General features: G+C 69.8%; 18 protein-coding genes, 1 tRNA gene and 1 other annotated feature. Of the genes, 13 read left to right on the forward strand and 6 right to left on the reverse strand.

Features of this window, described 5'->3' with window-relative positions:
• Positions 1-104: 104 nt before the first annotated feature.
• Positions 105-917 carry a DivIVA domain-containing protein gene (locus tag LV457_RS10615; RefSeq protein ID WP_232170814.1) on the forward strand — a complete coding sequence of 271 codons (813 nt, stop codon included), beginning with the start codon at positions 105-107 and terminating at the stop codon, positions 915-917.
• 48 nt (positions 918-965) lie between these two features.
• Positions 966-1355 carry a hypothetical protein gene (locus LV457_RS10620; protein WP_232170817.1) on the forward strand — a complete coding sequence of 130 codons (390 nt, stop codon included), beginning with the start codon at positions 966-968 and terminating at the stop codon, positions 1353-1355.
• Here the strand turns inward: LV457_RS10620 and LV457_RS10625 are convergent.
• A complete protein-coding gene (locus LV457_RS10625; protein ID WP_232170819.1) occupies positions 1352-2020 on the reverse strand; it encodes a phosphoribosyltransferase in 669 nt (222 codons plus the stop codon). The two genes, LV457_RS10620 and LV457_RS10625, sit on opposite strands and share 4 nt — an antisense overlap.
• A 100-nt stretch (positions 2021-2120) precedes the next feature.
• Between LV457_RS10625 and LV457_RS10630 the strand changes: the two genes are divergently transcribed.
• Positions 2121-3488 carry a TIGR01777 family oxidoreductase gene (locus tag LV457_RS10630; RefSeq protein ID WP_232170821.1) on the forward strand — a complete coding sequence of 456 codons (1368 nt, stop codon included), beginning with the start codon at positions 2121-2123 and terminating at the stop codon, positions 3486-3488.
• Here the strand turns inward: LV457_RS10630 and LV457_RS10635 are convergent.
• Together LV457_RS10635 and LV457_RS10640 are read right to left on the reverse strand one after the other, a co-directional pair.
• Complete coding sequence (locus tag LV457_RS10635) at positions 3485-4153, reverse strand: response regulator (RefSeq protein WP_232170823.1); 669 nt, start codon at positions 4151-4153, stop codon at positions 3485-3487. The two genes, LV457_RS10630 and LV457_RS10635, sit on opposite strands and share 4 nt — an antisense overlap.
• Positions 4150-5772: an ATP-binding protein gene (locus tag LV457_RS10640; protein ID WP_232170825.1), complete on the reverse strand. Its 1623-nt coding sequence runs from the start codon at positions 5770-5772 to the stop codon at positions 4150-4152. Before LV457_RS10640 ends, LV457_RS10635 begins: the two co-directional genes overlap by 4 nt.
• Before the next feature lie 101 nt (positions 5773-5873).
• On the opposite strand from LV457_RS10640, the gene LV457_RS10645 reads away from it, so the two are divergent.
• Genes LV457_RS10645 through LV457_RS10660 form a run of 4 tightly spaced genes read left to right on the forward strand, consistent with a single transcriptional unit; the run spans position 5874 to position 9280 of the window.
• Positions 5874-6830: a Bug family tripartite tricarboxylate transporter substrate binding protein gene (locus LV457_RS10645; RefSeq protein ID WP_374198809.1), complete on the forward strand. Its 957-nt coding sequence runs from the start codon at positions 5874-5876 to the stop codon at positions 6828-6830.
• The gene (locus LV457_RS10650; RefSeq protein ID WP_232170828.1) at positions 6827-7351 is read left to right on the forward strand and encodes a tripartite tricarboxylate transporter TctB family protein; all 525 of its coding nucleotides are present in this window, start codon (positions 6827-6829) and stop codon (positions 7349-7351) included. Before LV457_RS10645 ends, LV457_RS10650 begins: the two co-directional genes overlap by 4 nt.
• Position 7352: 1 nt before the next feature.
• Positions 7353-8894 (forward strand): tripartite tricarboxylate transporter permease, encoded by a 1542-nt coding sequence (locus LV457_RS10655; RefSeq protein WP_232170829.1) that lies wholly within the window; start codon positions 7353-7355, stop codon positions 8892-8894.
• Entirely contained in the window at positions 8891-9280 is a 390-nt protein-coding gene (locus tag LV457_RS10660; protein WP_232170830.1) for a universal stress protein, read from the forward strand. The genes LV457_RS10655 and LV457_RS10660 overlap by 4 nt, the downstream gene beginning before the upstream one ends.
• A gap of 330 nt (positions 9281-9610) precedes the next feature.
• Here LV457_RS10660 and LV457_RS10665 read toward each other — a convergent pair whose 3' ends face one another.
• A complete protein-coding gene (locus LV457_RS10665; RefSeq protein WP_232170831.1) occupies positions 9611-10183 on the reverse strand; it encodes a hypothetical protein in 573 nt (190 codons plus the stop codon).
• A gap of 546 nt (positions 10184-10729) precedes the next feature.
• Here LV457_RS10665 and LV457_RS10670 point away from each other — a divergent pair.
• The 4 genes from LV457_RS10670 to LV457_RS20280 all read left to right on the forward strand — a co-directional run bounded on the left by LV457_RS10670 (position 10730) and on the right by LV457_RS20280 (position 12354).
• On the forward strand, positions 10730-10870 hold the full coding sequence (locus LV457_RS10670) for a hypothetical protein (RefSeq protein ID WP_232170832.1): 141 nt from the start codon (positions 10730-10732) through the stop codon (positions 10868-10870).
• Positions 10871-11109: 239 nt separating this feature from the next.
• Entirely contained in the window at positions 11110-11427 is a 318-nt protein-coding gene (locus LV457_RS10675) for a transposase (protein ID WP_232170833.1), read from the forward strand.
• Positions 11385-11502: a sequence feature (AL1L pseudoknot), on the forward strand. It overlaps the preceding gene by 43 nt.
• Positions 11424-12095 carry an IS3 family transposase gene (locus tag LV457_RS10680; protein ID WP_232170834.1) on the forward strand — a complete coding sequence of 224 codons (672 nt, stop codon included), beginning with the start codon at positions 11424-11426 and terminating at the stop codon, positions 12093-12095. Its footprint overlaps the feature before it by 79 nt. Before LV457_RS10675 ends, LV457_RS10680 begins: the two co-directional genes overlap by 4 nt.
• Positions 12043-12354 carry an integrase core domain-containing protein gene (locus LV457_RS20280; RefSeq protein ID WP_374198810.1) on the forward strand — a complete coding sequence of 104 codons (312 nt, stop codon included), beginning with the start codon at positions 12043-12045 and terminating at the stop codon, positions 12352-12354. The genes LV457_RS10680 and LV457_RS20280 overlap by 53 nt, the downstream gene beginning before the upstream one ends.
• Positions 12355-12619: 265 nt before the next feature.
• On the opposite strand, the gene LV457_RS10685 is transcribed toward LV457_RS20280, so the two are convergent.
• A tRNA-Leu gene (locus LV457_RS10685) sits at positions 12620-12705 on the reverse strand.
• A gap of 74 nt (positions 12706-12779) precedes the next feature.
• Here LV457_RS10685 and LV457_RS10690 point away from each other — a divergent pair.
• Both LV457_RS10690 and LV457_RS10695 read left to right on the forward strand, forming a co-directional pair.
• Positions 12780-14105, forward strand: a complete 1326-nt coding sequence (locus LV457_RS10690; RefSeq protein ID WP_232170837.1) for a M20/M25/M40 family metallo-hydrolase — start codon at positions 12780-12782, stop codon at positions 14103-14105.
• A gap of 25 nt (positions 14106-14130) precedes the next feature.
• Positions 14131-14667, forward strand: a complete 537-nt coding sequence (locus LV457_RS10695; protein ID WP_232170840.1) for a YbhB/YbcL family Raf kinase inhibitor-like protein — start codon at positions 14131-14133, stop codon at positions 14665-14667.
• A gap of 86 nt (positions 14668-14753) precedes the next feature.
• On the opposite strand, the gene LV457_RS10700 is transcribed toward LV457_RS10695, so the two are convergent.
• A complete protein-coding gene (locus LV457_RS10700; protein WP_232170843.1) occupies positions 14754-15821 on the reverse strand; it encodes a quinone-dependent dihydroorotate dehydrogenase in 1068 nt (355 codons plus the stop codon).
• Positions 15822-15823: the final 2 nt, after the last annotated feature.

Below are 15823 nucleotides of genomic sequence, written 5' to 3' on the forward strand. Positions count from 1 at the left end.
AACCGCCGGGTCTGGTGTGACAGGATGGACGCCAGTTACAGTACGGCTATTCCGTCGATCTACACTTCGTGATCGGCTCGACCGTCCAGACTAGGGGGCAGACAATGCCGCTAACGCCAGCCGACGTTCACAACGTCGCCTTCAGTAAGCCGCCGATCGGCAAACGCGGTTACAACGAGGACGAGGTCGACGCCTTCCTCGATCTGGTGGAGGCCGAGCTGACACGGCTCATCGAGGAGAACGCCGACCTGCGGCAGCGGGTGGCCGAGCTCGATCAGGAGTTGGCGTCCGCACGGTCCGGCGCCGGTTCCGCGCAGCCGACGCAGACCATCCCCAGTTACGTCGAGCCCGAGCCGGAGCCGCAGCCGGTCTACGAGGCGCCGCCGCCGCCGCCCGCGCCGGCCGCAGTGCCCGACGAAGAGGCGAGCATGCGGGCCGCCCGCGTGCTGGCGCTGGCGCAGGACACCGCCGACCGGCTGACCAGCTCCGCCAAGGCCGAGCACGACAAGATGATCGCCGACGCCCGGGCGAACGCCGACCAGATCCTCAGTGAGGCGCGCCGCGAGGCCGAGGCCACGGTGACCGAGGCCCGGCAGCGCGCCGAGGCCATGCTCGCCGACGCCCAGCAGCGCTCCGAGACGCAGCTGCGCCAGGCGCAGGAGAAGGCCGACGCCCTGCAGGCCGACGCCGAACGCAAGCACTCCGAGATCATGGGCACCATCAATCAGCAGCGCACGGTCCTCGAAGGCCGGTTGGAGCAGCTCCGCACCTTCGAGCGCGAATACCGCACGCGGCTCAAGACCTACCTGGAGTCGCAGCTCGAGGAGCTCGGTCAGCGCGGATCGGCGGCACCGGTCGATTCGAGCGCCAACAGCGACAGCGCCGCCTTCAACCAGTTCAACCGCGGCAACAACTGATCCGGCGGGTTTCGGCGGGCGAGTGATGTTCCGGCGCAGGGGTGAACGATGCTGATCGTCGCGTTGACCATGGCCGTGATCGGCCTCGCGGCGCTGGTCGCCGCCATCGTGTCGGGTAACGAGATCATCGCCTGGGTCTGCATCGCGGCGAGCGTCATCGGGGTGGTGGTGCTCATCATCGACGCCATCCGCGAACGTCAGGGCGCCGACGCTTCCCCGTCGGATGACGACGACGCCACCGCGGACGGCGCCGGCCGGGGGACGGGCGCCGAGTCGACTTATGAGACCTTCGACGCCGAGTACCCGACGGACGCGGCGGAGCCGGGGGAGGCCACCGCTGTGCTTCCGGTGGCCGGCGACCCGCCCACCGAGGGGGTCCGCACGTCGGGCTCGCCGGCTACCGGTGACGACGCGGCCTCCCGCCGCGACCCGCGCTAACCGCGCAGCAGCGCCCGAACCTCGTCGTCTGCGGTCTGTCGGAAGTCGGCGTACGCCTCGCCGACGGCGAGGAACGATTCGGGCGTCCACACACTGACCACCTCGTCGGCGACCCGGCCGAGCTGCCGGCACACCGTCGGCGGAGCCACCGGCACCCCCACCACGATGCGGCGCGGCGCGGCGAGCCGGACCGCGCGGATCGCGGCGAGCATGCTGGCGCCGGTCGCCACGCCGTCGTCGACGAGGAGCACGTCGGCCTCGGCCAGTGCCGGCGGCGGGCGGTCCCCGCGGTACAGCGTCACGCGGCGGCGCAGTTCTGCGGTCTCGGCGGCCATGACGGCGGCGATCTCGTCGGCGCCGAGCCGGAACCGGGCGACGACGTCGTCGTTCATCACCACCAGCGGTTCGTCGCCGCTCGCCGCGGCGATGGCCCCGCAGGCCAATTCCGGCCGCCCCGGCGTGCCGAGCTTGCGGACGACGAAGACGTCGAGCGGAACCTGCAGCGCCGCCGCGACCTCGGCGGCCACCGGCACACCGCCGCGCGCCAGGCCGAGCACCAACAGCCGGTCCCTGGGCACCGCCGCGAGCTCGGCCGCCAGCAGACGTCCGGCGTCGCGGCGGTCCTCGAACGGCCGCCGCGAGAGAGCGCGTCGGAGAGCGGACATGGGCTGGTCCGTCCAGGGTAGAACGCGACCGGACCGTCCGGATGCGCTCCGGCTCCGAATGCTTTAGCGGAAGACCCGGCGGCGAAGACGAGGAGCGGTCATGGGCATCGAGTACACGGGCGTCGTCGGCTTCCCGCTGCGCGAGGTGTTCGACTGGCATGCCCGCCCCGGCGCCATGCCGCGGCTCGTTCCGCCGTGGCAGCCGATGACCGTGCGGGCCGAGGCGCGCTCGCTGGCCGACGGCACCGCGGAGCTCGGGCTGCCGGGCGGTCTGCGGTGGGTGGCCCAGCATCAACCCGACGAGTACCGCCCGCCGCACCGGTTCGTCGACGTGTTGTCCAGCGACCGCGGCCCCGCGTCGTGGCCGCCGCGGCTGGTCGGCCGGTGGCGGCACACCCACAAGTTCGCCGCCGAGGGGCCCGACGCCACGCGGCTCACCGACCGCATCGACGCCCCGGTGCCGGCGGCGGCGCTGCGGCCGATGTTCGGCTACCGCCACCGGCAGGTCGCCGGGGACCTGGCCGCGCACCGCGACGCCGCCGAGCGTGGCCTGCGGCCGTCGACCATCGCGATCACCGGCGCATCGGGACTGGTGGGGTCGGCGCTCGCGGCCATGCTGACTGCCGGCGGTCACCGGGTGATCCGGCTGGTGCGCAGGGCGGCGTCGTCGCCCGACGAGCGCCGCTGGGATCCGCAGGATCCGGCACCGGGCCTGTTCGACGGGGTCGACGCGGTCGTGCACCTGGCGGGGGAGTCGATCGCCGGGAGGTTCACCGCCGAGCATCGGCGCCGCATCCGGGACAGCCGCATCGGCCCGACGGAGAAGCTGGCGCGCGCCGCGGCGGCCGCCGGCGACACGACCGTCTTCGTCAGCGCGTCGGCGATCGGGTTCTACGGCGCCGACCGGGGCGACGAGCCGCTCACCGAAGCCGCGGCCCGCGGTGCGGGCTTTCTCGCCGACGTCGTCGCCGACTGGGAGGCGGCCACCGCGCCCGCCGTCGACGGGGGGCTGCGGGTCGTTGCGGTGCGCACCGGGATCGTGCAGGCCGCCCGCGGCGGGACGTTGCGGCTGCTGCGGCCGCTGTTCGCCGCCGGTCTGGGCGGCCGGCTCGGCGACGGCTCCCAGTGGCTGTCCTGGATCGGCATCGACGATCTGCTCGACGTCTACTACCGGGCGATCTACGACGATCGGCTGGCCGGTCCGGTGAACGCCGTTGCGCCCAACCCGGTCCGCAACACCGACTACACCGCGGCGCTGGGCGCGACGCTGCGCCGACCGGCGGTCCTGCCGGTACCGGCGTTCGGGCCGAAGCTGCTGCTGGGAGACGTCGGTGCCCGCGAACTGGCGCTGGCGGATCAGCGCGTGGTGCCGGCCCGGCTCACCGAACTCGGCCACCGGTTCCGCCACCCCGACGTCGAGGCTGCGCTGCGCCACCAGCTCGGTCGCACGGAATCGCGATCCGGCTAGTGCACGGCACGGTAGCGGCGTTCGGGGCGGCCGGTGCCGTACTGCAGCCGCAACTCCAGCACACCGGTCTGCAGGTAGTGCTCCAGGTAGCGCCGGGCGCTGACCCGCGAGATACCCACCCGCTCAGCGCATTCCGCGGCGGACACCTCACCGGCCGCAGTCACCGCGGCCAGCACCACCCGGCCCGTCTCGGCGCCCAGGCCCTTCGGCAGCACGTCGGCCGGGGGTGTGGCGCCGCGACCGAACAGCGCATCGATCGTCGACTGGTCGGCCCCGCCGGCGGCGTCCAGGGCGGCGGCGCGGGCCGCGAACGCCTCGAGTTTCGCGCGCAGCTGGTGGAACTCGAACGGCTTGATCAGGTAGTCGGCCGCGCCGCCGGCCAGTGCGGCGCCGACGGTGTCGAGCTCCCGCGCCGCGGTGATCATGATGACGCCGACGGGATTGCGCTGCGCCCGCAGCTGGTGCAGCACCGCCAGGCCGGTCATGTCGGGCAGATAGACGTCGAGCAGCAGTAGGTCGGGTGCCAGCTCGCGCGTCTGCGTCAACGCGTCGGCGCCGGTGCGGGCCACCCCCACAGCGCGGTAGCCGTCGACGCGGTCGACGAACCGGCGGTGGATGTCGGCGACCATGAAGTCGTCGTCCACCACCAGCACGCCGCGCGTCATGATCCACCCGTCGGCACGGCGGTGCGGACCGGCAGCCGCACCGTGAACACCGCCCCGCCGCCGGCGCGGTCGCTCACCGACACCTCGCCGCCGTGTTGCGCGGTGACCAGGCGCACCAGCGCAAGGCCGATGCCGCGGCCGCCCGCGACGTCCGGTTTGGACGTCACCCCGCGGGCGAAGATCGCCTCCCGCAGCGGCGGCGGCACCCCCGGGCCGGAGTCGGCGACCTCGATGGTCAGGCCGTCGGAGTCGTCGACCGTGACCGTCACCGTGTCCGCCGACACCTCGACCGCGTTGTCGATCAGGTTCCCCAGCACGGTGATCACGTCGGTGGCCAGCGCCGGCTCCAGGGCGGCGAGCCGCGACCGCGTCGACACCCGCAGCGTCACCCCGTTCTCGGCGGCCAGCGAGGTCTTCGCGATGAGCAGTGCGGCGACCGCCGGGTCGAAGATGCGCCGCGTGACCTCGGCCGAGATCTCGGCGCGCCGACGGGTCAGTGTGCCGACGAGGTCGCGCACCGCGTCGTATTCACCGAGCTCCACCAGACCCGAGATGGTGTGCAGCTGGTTGGCGAACTCGTGGGTCTGCGCCCGCAGGGTGTCGGTGACGCTCTTGTGGGACGACAGCTGCGCGCGCATCGCGGCGAGCTCGGTGCTGTCGCGCATCGTGGTCACCGTGCCGATGTGGGCGCCGCCGCTGCGTGCGGTGCGGCGGTTGAGCGCGAGAAGCCTTGTGCCGGTGGCGATCACGGTCTCGGCCGGGCTGCGCCCGTCGTCACCGGACAGCACGTAGTCGACGACGGCGTCGTCGAGCCCGACCTCGTCGATCCGGCTGCCCACGGTCGTATCCGGCAGGCCCAAGAGCTCGCGGGCGCTGTCGTTGAGCACCGTGATGACGCCGTCGGTATTCACGGCGAGCACGCCCTCACGAATGCTGTGCAACAACGCTTCCCGGTGGTCGGCGAGGCTCGCGATCTCCGAGACCTCCAGCCCGCGGGTGTGCCGCTTGATGCGCCGTGACAGCACCCACGCCGCGAGCACGCCCAGCGCCGCGCCCAGCCCCAGGTACAGCAGCAGCCCTTCACCGGCGCCGCTCAGCAGCTGCCACACCGACGGGTAGGGCTCGCTCACCGAGGCGATCGCCAGCACCTCACCGCGGGTCGACAGCACCGGCACCTGCCCGATGAGACTGTGGACGCCGTCGACGTCGCCGTCGCCGAACCACGCCCGCCCCTCGTCGGCCCGTGAGGCGCCCAGGTCGACGGAAGTGCCGACGCGCGACGGCTCCGACGACGCCCGCACGGTGCCGCTCGGGTCCAGCAGCTCGGCCAGGCGCGCACCGGAGAGCGCGACGGCGCGGTCGACCTCCGGCGCCAGCACCGTCGCCGCGAACGAATCGGCGTAGCGATCGCGCACCACCGGGGTGGAGGCCACGTTCTCGGCGACGGCCACCATCCGCTGTCCGCGGCTGGCCCGGAACTCGTCGCTCGACTGGGCGACCGACACCGCCGCGACCGCAAACAGCACGACGGCCACCACCGCGAGCTGCGACAGCAGGAACTGCCCGGCCAGGCTGCGGATGCCGAACGCCCGCAGTGCGGGCCTAGGCGGTGAACTCAATGACCACAACGTCCTTTGCGACCTCAAGAGTGACTCACGCCATATGTTGCCTCCAGTATTGCCCCAGATCACAACGGGAACGGGAGACGACGGTGAAACGCATCCTGCTGGCGCTGCTCGCGGTGCTGCTGGTGTCGGCGTGCGGGGTGACGCGCGGCGACGAGACCGAGGGGCTGCACCGGCTGCGGATGATGGTGCCCAACAGCCCCGGCGGCGGCTACGACCTCACCGCGCGCACGGCGGTGAAGATCATGGAAGATCAGGACATCACCGGCCGCGTCGAGGTGTTCAACGTCATCGGCGCCGGCGGCACCGTCGCCATGGCGCGGCTGATGAACGAACGCGGCAACGGCGACCTGATGATGACAATGGGGCTCGGCGTCGTCGGCGCCACCTACACCAACGGCTCGAACATCAAGACCTCCGAAGCCACCGCGCTGGCCAAGCTCATCGAGGACCCGGGCGCCATCTTCGTGCCCGCGGACTCGCCGTTCCGGACGGTGCAGGACTTCATCGCGGCCTGGAAGGCCGACCCGTCGACGGTGACCATCGGTGGCGGTTCGTCGCCCGGCGGCCCGGACCACCTGTTCCCCATGGAGACCGCCGAGGCCGTCGGCATAGACCCGCGCGCGGTCAACTTCGTCACCTACGACGGTGGCGGCGACCTGCTGACGGCGCTCCTGGGCAAGAAGATCACCGTCGGCACGTCGAGCCCGGGCGAATTCATCGACCAGATCAATGCCGGTCAGCTCCGGGTGCTCGCCGTCTCCAGCGAGCAGCGGGTGCCCGGCGTCGACGCCCCCACGCTCAAGGAGTCCGGCGTGGACCTGACCTTCGCCAATTGGCGCGGGGTGCTGGCGCCGCCGGGCATCTCCGCCGACGCCAAGCAGGCCATGGTGCGTGCGCTGGAGAAGATGCACGCCACCTCGCAGTGGCGCGACGCGTTGGCGAAGAACGGCTGGACCGACGCCTTCATCACCGGGCCGGCGTTCGAGCAGTTCCTCGTCGACCAGGACAACCGGGTTTCGGAGACCCTGACCGAATTGGGGCTGGTATGAGCACATCCGACGCTCGCGACACTGTTGAGACAGGCCAGCACGTCGACCGGGCGCAGTACGTCGTCTGTGCGGTGCTCGTGATCGTGGGCGCGTTCCTCGTCTACGACGCGGTGACGTTGGAGGCCGGCTTCGCCAAGGTCGACCCGGTCGGCCCGAAGGCGTTTCCGCTCGCCATCGGCATCGTGCTGATCCTGCTGGCGGTCGCCCTGGCGATCGCCATCCCGCGCGGCTCGGTGGGGGAGGCCGACGCGGGCGAGGACGTCGATCCCGAGGCGCCCAGCGACTGGCGGACCGTCGGCCTGCTCGTCGCAGTGTTCGTCGCGACCATCTTGCTCGTCGAACCGCTCGGCTGGGTGATCATGGGCACGGCGCTGTTCGCCGGTGCCGCAACCATTCTCGGCAGCCGGCGCTACGTCGCGAACGTCGCGATCGGCCTCGTGCTGGCGCTGGTCAGCTTCTACGCGTTCTACTCCGGGCTCGGAATCCCGCTGCCCGCAGGCGTTCTGGACGGGATTCTCTGACATGAACAACTTCGACTGGCTGCAGCAGGGCTTCGCCGAGGCGGCCACCCCGATGAACCTGTTGTATGCGGTCATCGGCGTGCTGCTGGGTACCGCGGTGGGCGTGCTGCCGGGCATCGGACCCGCGATGACCGTCGCGCTGCTCCTGCCCGTGACATACAACGTCAGCCCCAGCGCCGCGTTCATCATGTTCGCCGGCATCTTCTACGGCGGCATGTACGGCGGGTCGACCACGTCGATCCTGCTCAACACACCCGGTGAGTCGTCGTCGGTGATCACGGCGATCGAGGGCAACAAGATGGCCAAGGCCGGTCGCGCGTCGCAGGCGCTGGCCACCGCGGCGATCGGGTCCTTCGTCGCCGGCGCCATCGGCACGGCGCTGCTGGCCGCGTTCGCGCCGCCCATCTCGCGGTTCGCGGTGACACTCGGCGCGCCGTCGTACCTGGCGATCATGGTGTTTGCCCTTGTCGCCGTCACCGCCGTGCTGGGTGCCTCGAAGCTGCGCGGCGCGATCTCGCTGTTCCTGGGGCTGGCGATCGGCGTGGTCGGCATCGACTTCCTCACCGGTCAGCCGCGCGCCACCTTCGGCATCCCGCAGCTCTCCGACGGGATCGACATCGTGGTGATCGCGGTGGCGATCTTCGCGGTCGGTGAGGCGCTGTGGGTTGCGGCGCACCTGCGCCGCCGCCCCGCCGAGATCATCCCGGTCGGCCGACCGTGGATGGGCCGCAACGACTTTCGCCGGTCGTGGAAGCCGTGGCTGCGGGGCACCGCCTACGGCTTCCCGTTCGGCGCGCTGCCCGCCGGCGGGGCCGAGCTGCCGACGTTCTTGTCCTACATCACCGAGAAGCGGCTCACGAAGCACCCCGAGGAGTTCGGCAAGGGCGCCATCGAGGGCGTCGCCGGCCCCGAGGCGGCGAACAACGCGTCCGCGGCGGGCACCCTGGTGCCGATGCTGTCGCTCGGGCTGCCGACCAACGCGACCGCCGCGGTGATGCTCACGGCGTTCGTGTCCTACGGCATCCAGCCGGGCCCGACGCTGTTCGACAGCGAACCGCTGCTCATCTGGACGTTGATCGCCAGCCTGTTCATCGGCAACCTGTTGCTGTTGATCATCAACCTGCCGCTCGCGCCGGTGTGGGCGAAGCTGTTGCGCACCCCGCGGCCGTACCTTTACGCGGGCATCCTGTTCTTCGCCGTGCTCGGCGCGCTCGCGGTCAACGTGCAGCCGCTGGATCTGGCGCTGCTGCTGGTGTTCGGTCTGCTCGGGCTGATGATGCGGCGCTTCGGGCTGCCGATCCTGCCGCTGATCATCGGCGTGATCCTGGGGCCGCGCATCGAGCGGCAGCTGCGACAGAGTCTGCAGCTCGGTGGCGGCGAGTGGAGCAGCCTGTTCACCGAGCCCGTCGCCATCGTCACCTACATCTTGATGGCCGTGCTGCTGCTGGTGCCGCTGGTGCTGAAGCTGCTGCATCGCGACGAGGAGTCCCTGTTGATCGTCGAGGACGACGCGGACCAGCGAGAAAAGGCGGAGCACCAGTGATTGTCGTCGGGTACACCGCGGACCGCTACGGCCGGGCGGCGCTCGACCACGGGATCGCCGAGGCGCAGCGTCGCGACAGCGAGCTACTCGTCATCAACGCGACCCGCGGTGATTCCTACGCCGACGCCCGGTTCGCGCCCGAGGCGGAAGCCCAGGACGTCGAGCGCCGGCTCGCGACGTGTGGGGTGCGCTACGAGTTCCGCCAGCCCGTCGGCGTCGACCCGGTACGGGAGCTCCTGGCGGCGACCGACCGCGACGACGCCGAGCTGCTGGTGATCGGGTTGCGGCACCGCAACCCCGTCGGCAAGCTGCTGCTGGGCTCCGTCGCGCAGCAATTGCTGCTCGAATGCCGCACGCCGGTGCTGGCGGTGAAGGCCGAGGAGTGAAGGTGAATCGCGAAGGAAAGTGTGTCCGAGGGGGGACTTGGCCACCTGCGACACGAGTTGAGGTCTTCCAGCTTGCCCACGCTGAGCAAGCCAACTCAGATGTCACCTACTCATGCAGCAGACCGGAGCGTTCGTCAAGGAGCGCGTCGAGTAACGGGGTGGATGGCACTCCACCGAGGCCGCACCACCGCTGTGACCGTCGCAAGGAGTGCGAGTGCTCGGTCGATTGTTTCGACATGTCGCGTAGCTTGATCACCGCGAGCGTCTGGCGTCTACTCCGTCTGCGCGCGGCGCACCACTTCTGCGCGCCCTGATACGTGTCCGTAACGATCAGTCGCTTCCCTTGTGCGGCTGGTCAGCTGGTGCAGACTGACCAACCTGAGACTGTCTCTCATCCGCGTCGCGGGCCGGTTGAACGGGTCGAACGTCCGCTTTCTCGGACCCGGATAGTCCAGCGCTGCGAGGACGTTCAGTTACCGGTGGTAGCGATGCCTGGTCCCCTGCCGACTCCGGAGCTGCATCGCCGTACCCCATCGCGGTCCGGACAGACAAGATGTCACGCGGTGGCGGACTCACGGAGTCATCCCCCAGCGTTACCAGCGTCCCGTTGGCGACAGGGGTAAGGGCCGCAGTATTCGGTAGCTTCGTCTGGTCGAAGCCTGCGTCCACGCCGTCTTTCAGATACGTCGCCCAGCCGGCCGCACGCCCGGTGATCACGCCGATCTTGACGCTGCCGTCCGGAAGTGTCTGGTTCGGGGACTTTTGCAGCTGCTCGATGTCCGGCGTCATCCAATTCGCGTGGTCGGGTGTAAAGATTTCGATTGCCGTCATCATCAGGGAGCGAGCGGTGTCCGGCGAGTAAAGCGACGGTTCGCCCTCAGAAGCAGGCAGTTGCAGTGTCACTGCGTTGAAGCCCAACCGTGGGTTCGTAATACCAAGACGAACCGCCAGCACCGCGGCGACTGGTTCTTCTGCGGCGTTCCACCATGACAGCGATGTCCCACCATCCTGGATCGCATCGTCCGCAAGAGTGCCCGCGGCGCGAAGACCGGCCAGCAGGCGGCTGCGCAGATCATCGGGACTCGCGGTGACGACGGATGACTCAAGAGCGTTCTTCTTCGAGAACGCCTGATCGCGCTACCCAGAGAGGAGCGGACTGCTATCGGCCAGCGCCGCCATTAGCTGCTGCAGCTGCTGCACGGCTGCCTTCACCGACTGCGCCCGGGGACCCCAATACGCGCTGATTTGTGCCGTCGCCATAAGTAGTGATTCACCCCATGGGTTTGTAGATGACTTAAGTATCGAGGCCGTTGGCCCGCAGCAGCTTGGCCACTTTCTCCGCCGCGTTCCGCTGGGCGAACGGCCAGACTATTGGCGTATCACCCGCGGCGGCGAGCTGCCGGTTCGCCAGGTTCAGGAAGTAGTCGTCGCCGGGGAAGAAGCTCTTCCATGCCCGGCCGGGGCGCCGGGCTGCGATTGCGCGATCCGGACGTGGGCCGAGCCGTGGCGAGCCTGGTATTCCTCGGCATGGTCGTCGACCTTGGCTGCCGATCGGTGGAGGTCGGCTGGGGCAACCCGCACTGCGTCTGACATCGCCCCTCCTGACATCGGCACGGCACCGCTTCACCGACGATATCGCCGACGGAGGCAGGGGCGCGCACGAATCTCTTTAGAACGCATTGGGTCTCATGCACACTCGGTTACTGGTGTGCCTCTGTCATGGCGGCCGCTTGTTGAGTGTAGTAGCGGGCCTCGAACTGCACCGGTGGTGTGCGGTCGAGGTGATGTACCCCAGGTCTTGTTCCGATCCGTGTAGGAGGATCGGGAGCTTGCCCCGTCAGTATTCGAAGGAGTTTCGTGATCGTGCGCTGCGGTTGCTGATCACCACGGTGGAAGCCTCGGTAGTGTCTGAGTTCGAGGCGATCAAGTCTGTAGCCAGCAGACTCGGGATCTCTGAGGAGTCGGTGCGCCGGTGGCGGCGCAAAGCGCAGGTTGATGCCGGTGAGCGTCCCGGTGTCACCAGCTCCGAGCACGCCGAGATCCGCAAGCTCAAGCGTGAGGTCGCCGAGTTGCGCAGGGCCAACGAGATTCTGCAGTCTGCGTCTGCGTTTTGTGCAGCGGAGCTCGACCGCCCCGCGACGAAATGATCGCGTTCATCGACGCACATCGCGATCAGTTCGGGGTCGAGCTCATCTGCGGTGTGCTGCGGGCAGCATTCACCGGTTTCCTCACCTTCCGTGGTGACCGGGCCGCGAAGGCCCGCCCGCCATCAGACCGCGCGATCGGCGATGAACTGCTCATCGCCGACCTCAGGATCGTCCACGAGGAGAAGTTCTCGGTCTGTGGCGTCAAGATGATGCATCACGCCATGAGACGGCGGGGCTGGTCGATCGGTCGCAAGCAGATCCCCCGGCTGATGCGCACGGCCTGCCTGCGCGTGGTTCAGCGGGGCAAGCCGGTGTTCACCACCATCAGCGACCCAGCTGACTGCCGGCCTGCGGATCTGGTCGACCGGCCGTTCAGCGCGCCGGCGCCGCACCGGCTCTGGGTTGCCCCGATATCAACTCTTGTGCGGGCCTGGCAGGGGTTCTGCTACAGCGCGTTCGTCACCGACGCGTGCACCAAGGCCATCGTCGGGTGGGCCGTCGCGGCGACGATGCGCATCGAGGACCTTCCACTACAGGAAGCCAATCATGCTGTATGGCAAATCGATTCGAATCTGTGGGGTTGGTCCATTATTCCGACCGCGGAGCCCAATACCTATCGCTCGCCTATACCGACCGGCTGGCCGAACTCGGGATCGCGCCCTCGGTGAGGGGTCACGCGGCGATAGCTATGACAACGCCCTCGCCGAGGCGGTCAACGCCGCCTACAAGACCGAGTTGATCAACCGCGGCAAACCCTGGCGCAGCGTCGACGACGTCGAGCTGGCCACCGCCGCCTGGGTCGCCTGGTACAACGCAGAACGCCTGCACCAAGCTGTCGGGTACGTTCCACCGGCCGAACACGAGGCCGCCCTCACCGGCACCTCACACCCCGTGAGCCAGCCAACCCCGGCCCTCACAACCAACTAGGAACAAACCTGGGGTACTTCATGGTCGGAATCCAATAACCCGAACCTCCGGGAAAGTCAGAGCGCTTCGCGGAGCGACCTCGCGCCATGTCTGCCGCACAAATCAGCGACTTGGTTGAGGAATTGGGCGGGCTGCCAGCAGTGCTTGGTGCGGCTACCGGGGCGGAGGGCGCCGAGGTGTAAGAGAGCCTGGGGTTCCGCCTCGATGACGATCCGCATCTGCGACAAGTCAAGGCGACGGCCGACTTGAGTCGTGTCGCCGGATGTGTCCGAGGGGGGACTTGAACCCCCACGCCCGTTAATAGGGCACTAGCACCTCAAGCTAGCGCGTCTGCCATTCCGCCACTCGGACCAGTACGAGGCGACTAAGGCTAACGGACGAGCGGCGCCGAACCCAAACGCGGCTCAGGTGGTAGGAAAGCAGTCGTGCACAGCCCCGCCGACGAAGTGGTCGAACTGGTCAGCGCCCTGATCCGCTTCGACACCTCCAACACCGGCGTGCCGGCCACCACCAAGGGTGAGGAGGCGTGCGCGCGCTGGGTCGCTCAGCAGCTCGAAGAGGTGGGCTACACGTGTGAGTACGTCGAGGCCGGCGCGCCGGGCCGCGGGAACGTCTTCACCCGGCTGCCCGGCGCCGACCCGTCCCGCGGCGCGCTGCTCATCCACGGCCACCTCGACGTCGTCCCCGCCGAGCCCGCGGAGTGGAGCGTGCACCCGTTCTCCGGCGCGGTGTCCGACGGCTACGTGTGGGGCCGCGGTGCGGTCGACATGAAGGACATGGTCGGGATGATGATCGCCGTCGCCCGGCACTTCAAGCGCCACAACATCGTTCCGCCGCGCGACCTGGTGTTCGCGTTCCTGTCCGACGAGGAGGCCGGCGGCCGGTTCGGTGCGCAGTGGCTCGTCGACAACCGGCCCGACCTGTTCGCCGGCGTCACCGAGGCCGTCGGCGAGGTCGGCGGTTTCTCGCTGACGGTGCCCACCAGAGACGGCGGCGAGCGGCGGCTGTACCTGATCGAGACCGCCGAGAAGGGGCTGCTGTGGATGCGGCTCACCGCCCGGGGACGGCCGGGCCACGGCTCGTTCACCCACGACGACAACGCCGTCACCACCATCGCCGCCGCGGTCGCCCGGCTGGGCAGCCACGAGTTCCCGATCGTCATGACCGAGGCGGTGGCGGAGTTCCTGGCCGCGGTGACCGAGGAAACCGGCTACACCTTCGACGTCGATTCACCCGACATCGACGGCGCGATCGCCAAGCTCGGCCCCATCGCCCGGATCATCGGCGCCACGCTGCGCGACACCGCGAACCCGACGATGCTCAGCGCCGGTTACAAGGCGAATGTCATCCCGTCGACCGCCGAGGCGGTGGTCGACTGCCGCGTGCTGCCCGGCCGTCAAGCCGCGTTCGAAGCCGAGGTCGACCGGCTGATCGGCCCGAACGTCAGCCGGCAGTGGATCAGCGAACTGCCGTCGTATGAAACGTCTTTCGACGGCGACCTGGTCGACGCGATGAACGACGCGATCCTGGCGGTCGATCCCGACGCCCGCACGGTGCCCTACATGCTGTCCGGCGGCACGGATGCGAAATCGTTCGCCCGACTGGGTATCCGATGCTTCGGGTTCGTGCCCATGCGCCTGCCGCCCGAGCTGGATTTCGCGTCGCTGTTCCACGGCATCGACGAGCGGGTGCCCGTCGACGGGCTGGAGTTCGGGGCGCGGGTGTTCGAGCACTTCCTGTTGCACAGCTGACCAGACGACGAAAAGGAGCGCCCCGATGGCCTTCCCCTACGACCCGTACGAGTTCCTGCCGCAGCTGCCGAGCTTCACGCTCACCTCGGAGTCGGTGACCGACGGACAGCCGCTAGCCAATGCGCAGGTCAGCGGCATGATGGGGGCCGGCGGCGAGGACGTCTCGCCGCAGTTGTCGTGGTCGGGCTTCCCGGAGGAGACCCGCAGCTTCGCGGTCACCGTCTACGACCCCGACGCACCCACGGGGTCGGGCTTCTGGCACTGGGCGGTCGCGAACCTGCCGGCGACGGTGACGGACCTGCCGGCCGGCGTCGGCGACGGCAGCTCGCTGCCCGGCGACGCGATCACGCTGCGCAACGATGCGGGGGCGCGTCGTTTCGTCGGCGCCGCCCCGCCGCCGGGACACGGCCCGCACCGCTACATCGTCGCCGTCCACGCTGTCGACGTCGAGAAGCTCGACATCGACGAGGACGCCAGCCCGGCGTTCCTGGGGTTCAACCTCTTCCAGCACGCGATCGCCCGCGCGCTCATCCACGGCACCTACGAACAGCCGGCGGGCTGACCCGTTTCCGCGAGCGTGCGTGTCTGTACGCCGGCACGCCGCCATTGCCGTACCGCCGCGCACGCTCGCGAGGGATGACCGGGCGCTCAGCGGCGCGCGGCCGAACCGACTGCCTCGGCGAGCGAGCTGAACCCGCCGGCCCGCAGCCGCTCGGCGATCCCGTCGTTGATGTGCTTGGCGTACAACCCGCCCTGGTAGACGAAACCGGTGTAGCCCTGCACCAGCGAGGCGCCGGCGGTGATCCGCTCCCAGGCGTCCTCGGCGGTCTCGATGCCGCCGACGCTGACGAGCACCAGCCGATCGCCGGCCCGGTCGTGGAGCCGCCGCAGCACCTCGAGCGACCGTCGCGCGACCGGGGGACCCGACACCCCGCCCGCGCCGAGCTCCATGACACCGGGGGTGCGCAGCCCGTCGCGCGACACCGTGGTGTTGGTGGCGACGATGCCCGCGAGCCCCAGCTCGACCGCGAGGTCGGCCACGGCGTCGACGTCGGCGTCGGAGAGGTCCGGCGCGATCTTCACCAGCACCGGTGCGTCGGTTTCGGCGAGCACCGCCGCGAGGATCGGCCGGAGCGATTCGGTGGCCTGCAGGTCGCGCAGGCCCGGGGTGTTCGGTGAGCTGACGTTGACGACGACGAACGCCGCGAGCGGCCCCAGCAGCCGCGCGCTGATCCGATAGTCGTCGGCGGCGTCCGCGGGCGGGGTGGTCTTGGTCTTGCCGATGTTCACCGCGATCGGCACGTCGGGCACGTGCCGCGCGAGCCGCAGCGCCAACTCGCCGGCGCCGTGGTTGTTGAAGCCCATCCGGTTGAGCAGGCCCCGGTCGTCGGGCAGCCGGAACAGCCGCGGCGGCGGGTTGCCGGGCTGCGCCTGCGCGGTGACGGTTCCGACCTCGGCGAACCCGAAACCCAGTGCGCCCCAGGTGCGTAGGCCGAGGCCGTCCTTGTCGAAGCCGGCCGCCAGACCCACCGGACCGGGGAAATCGACGCCGAACAGCGTCGTGCGCAGCAGCGGGTCGCGCGGCGCCAGCAGCCGGCGCAGCAGCGCGCGCACCGGCGGTGTGGCGGTGACGATGCGCAACAGCGTGAACACCCAGTGGTGCACCTGCTCGGCGGGCAGCGCAAACAGCAGCCGCCGCAGCGCGCCATACGCCACGG

The organism is Mycobacterium sp. MYCO198283 (assembly GCF_021213805.1).
Classification (GTDB): Bacteria; Actinomycetota; Actinomycetes; order Mycobacteriales; family Mycobacteriaceae; genus Mycobacterium.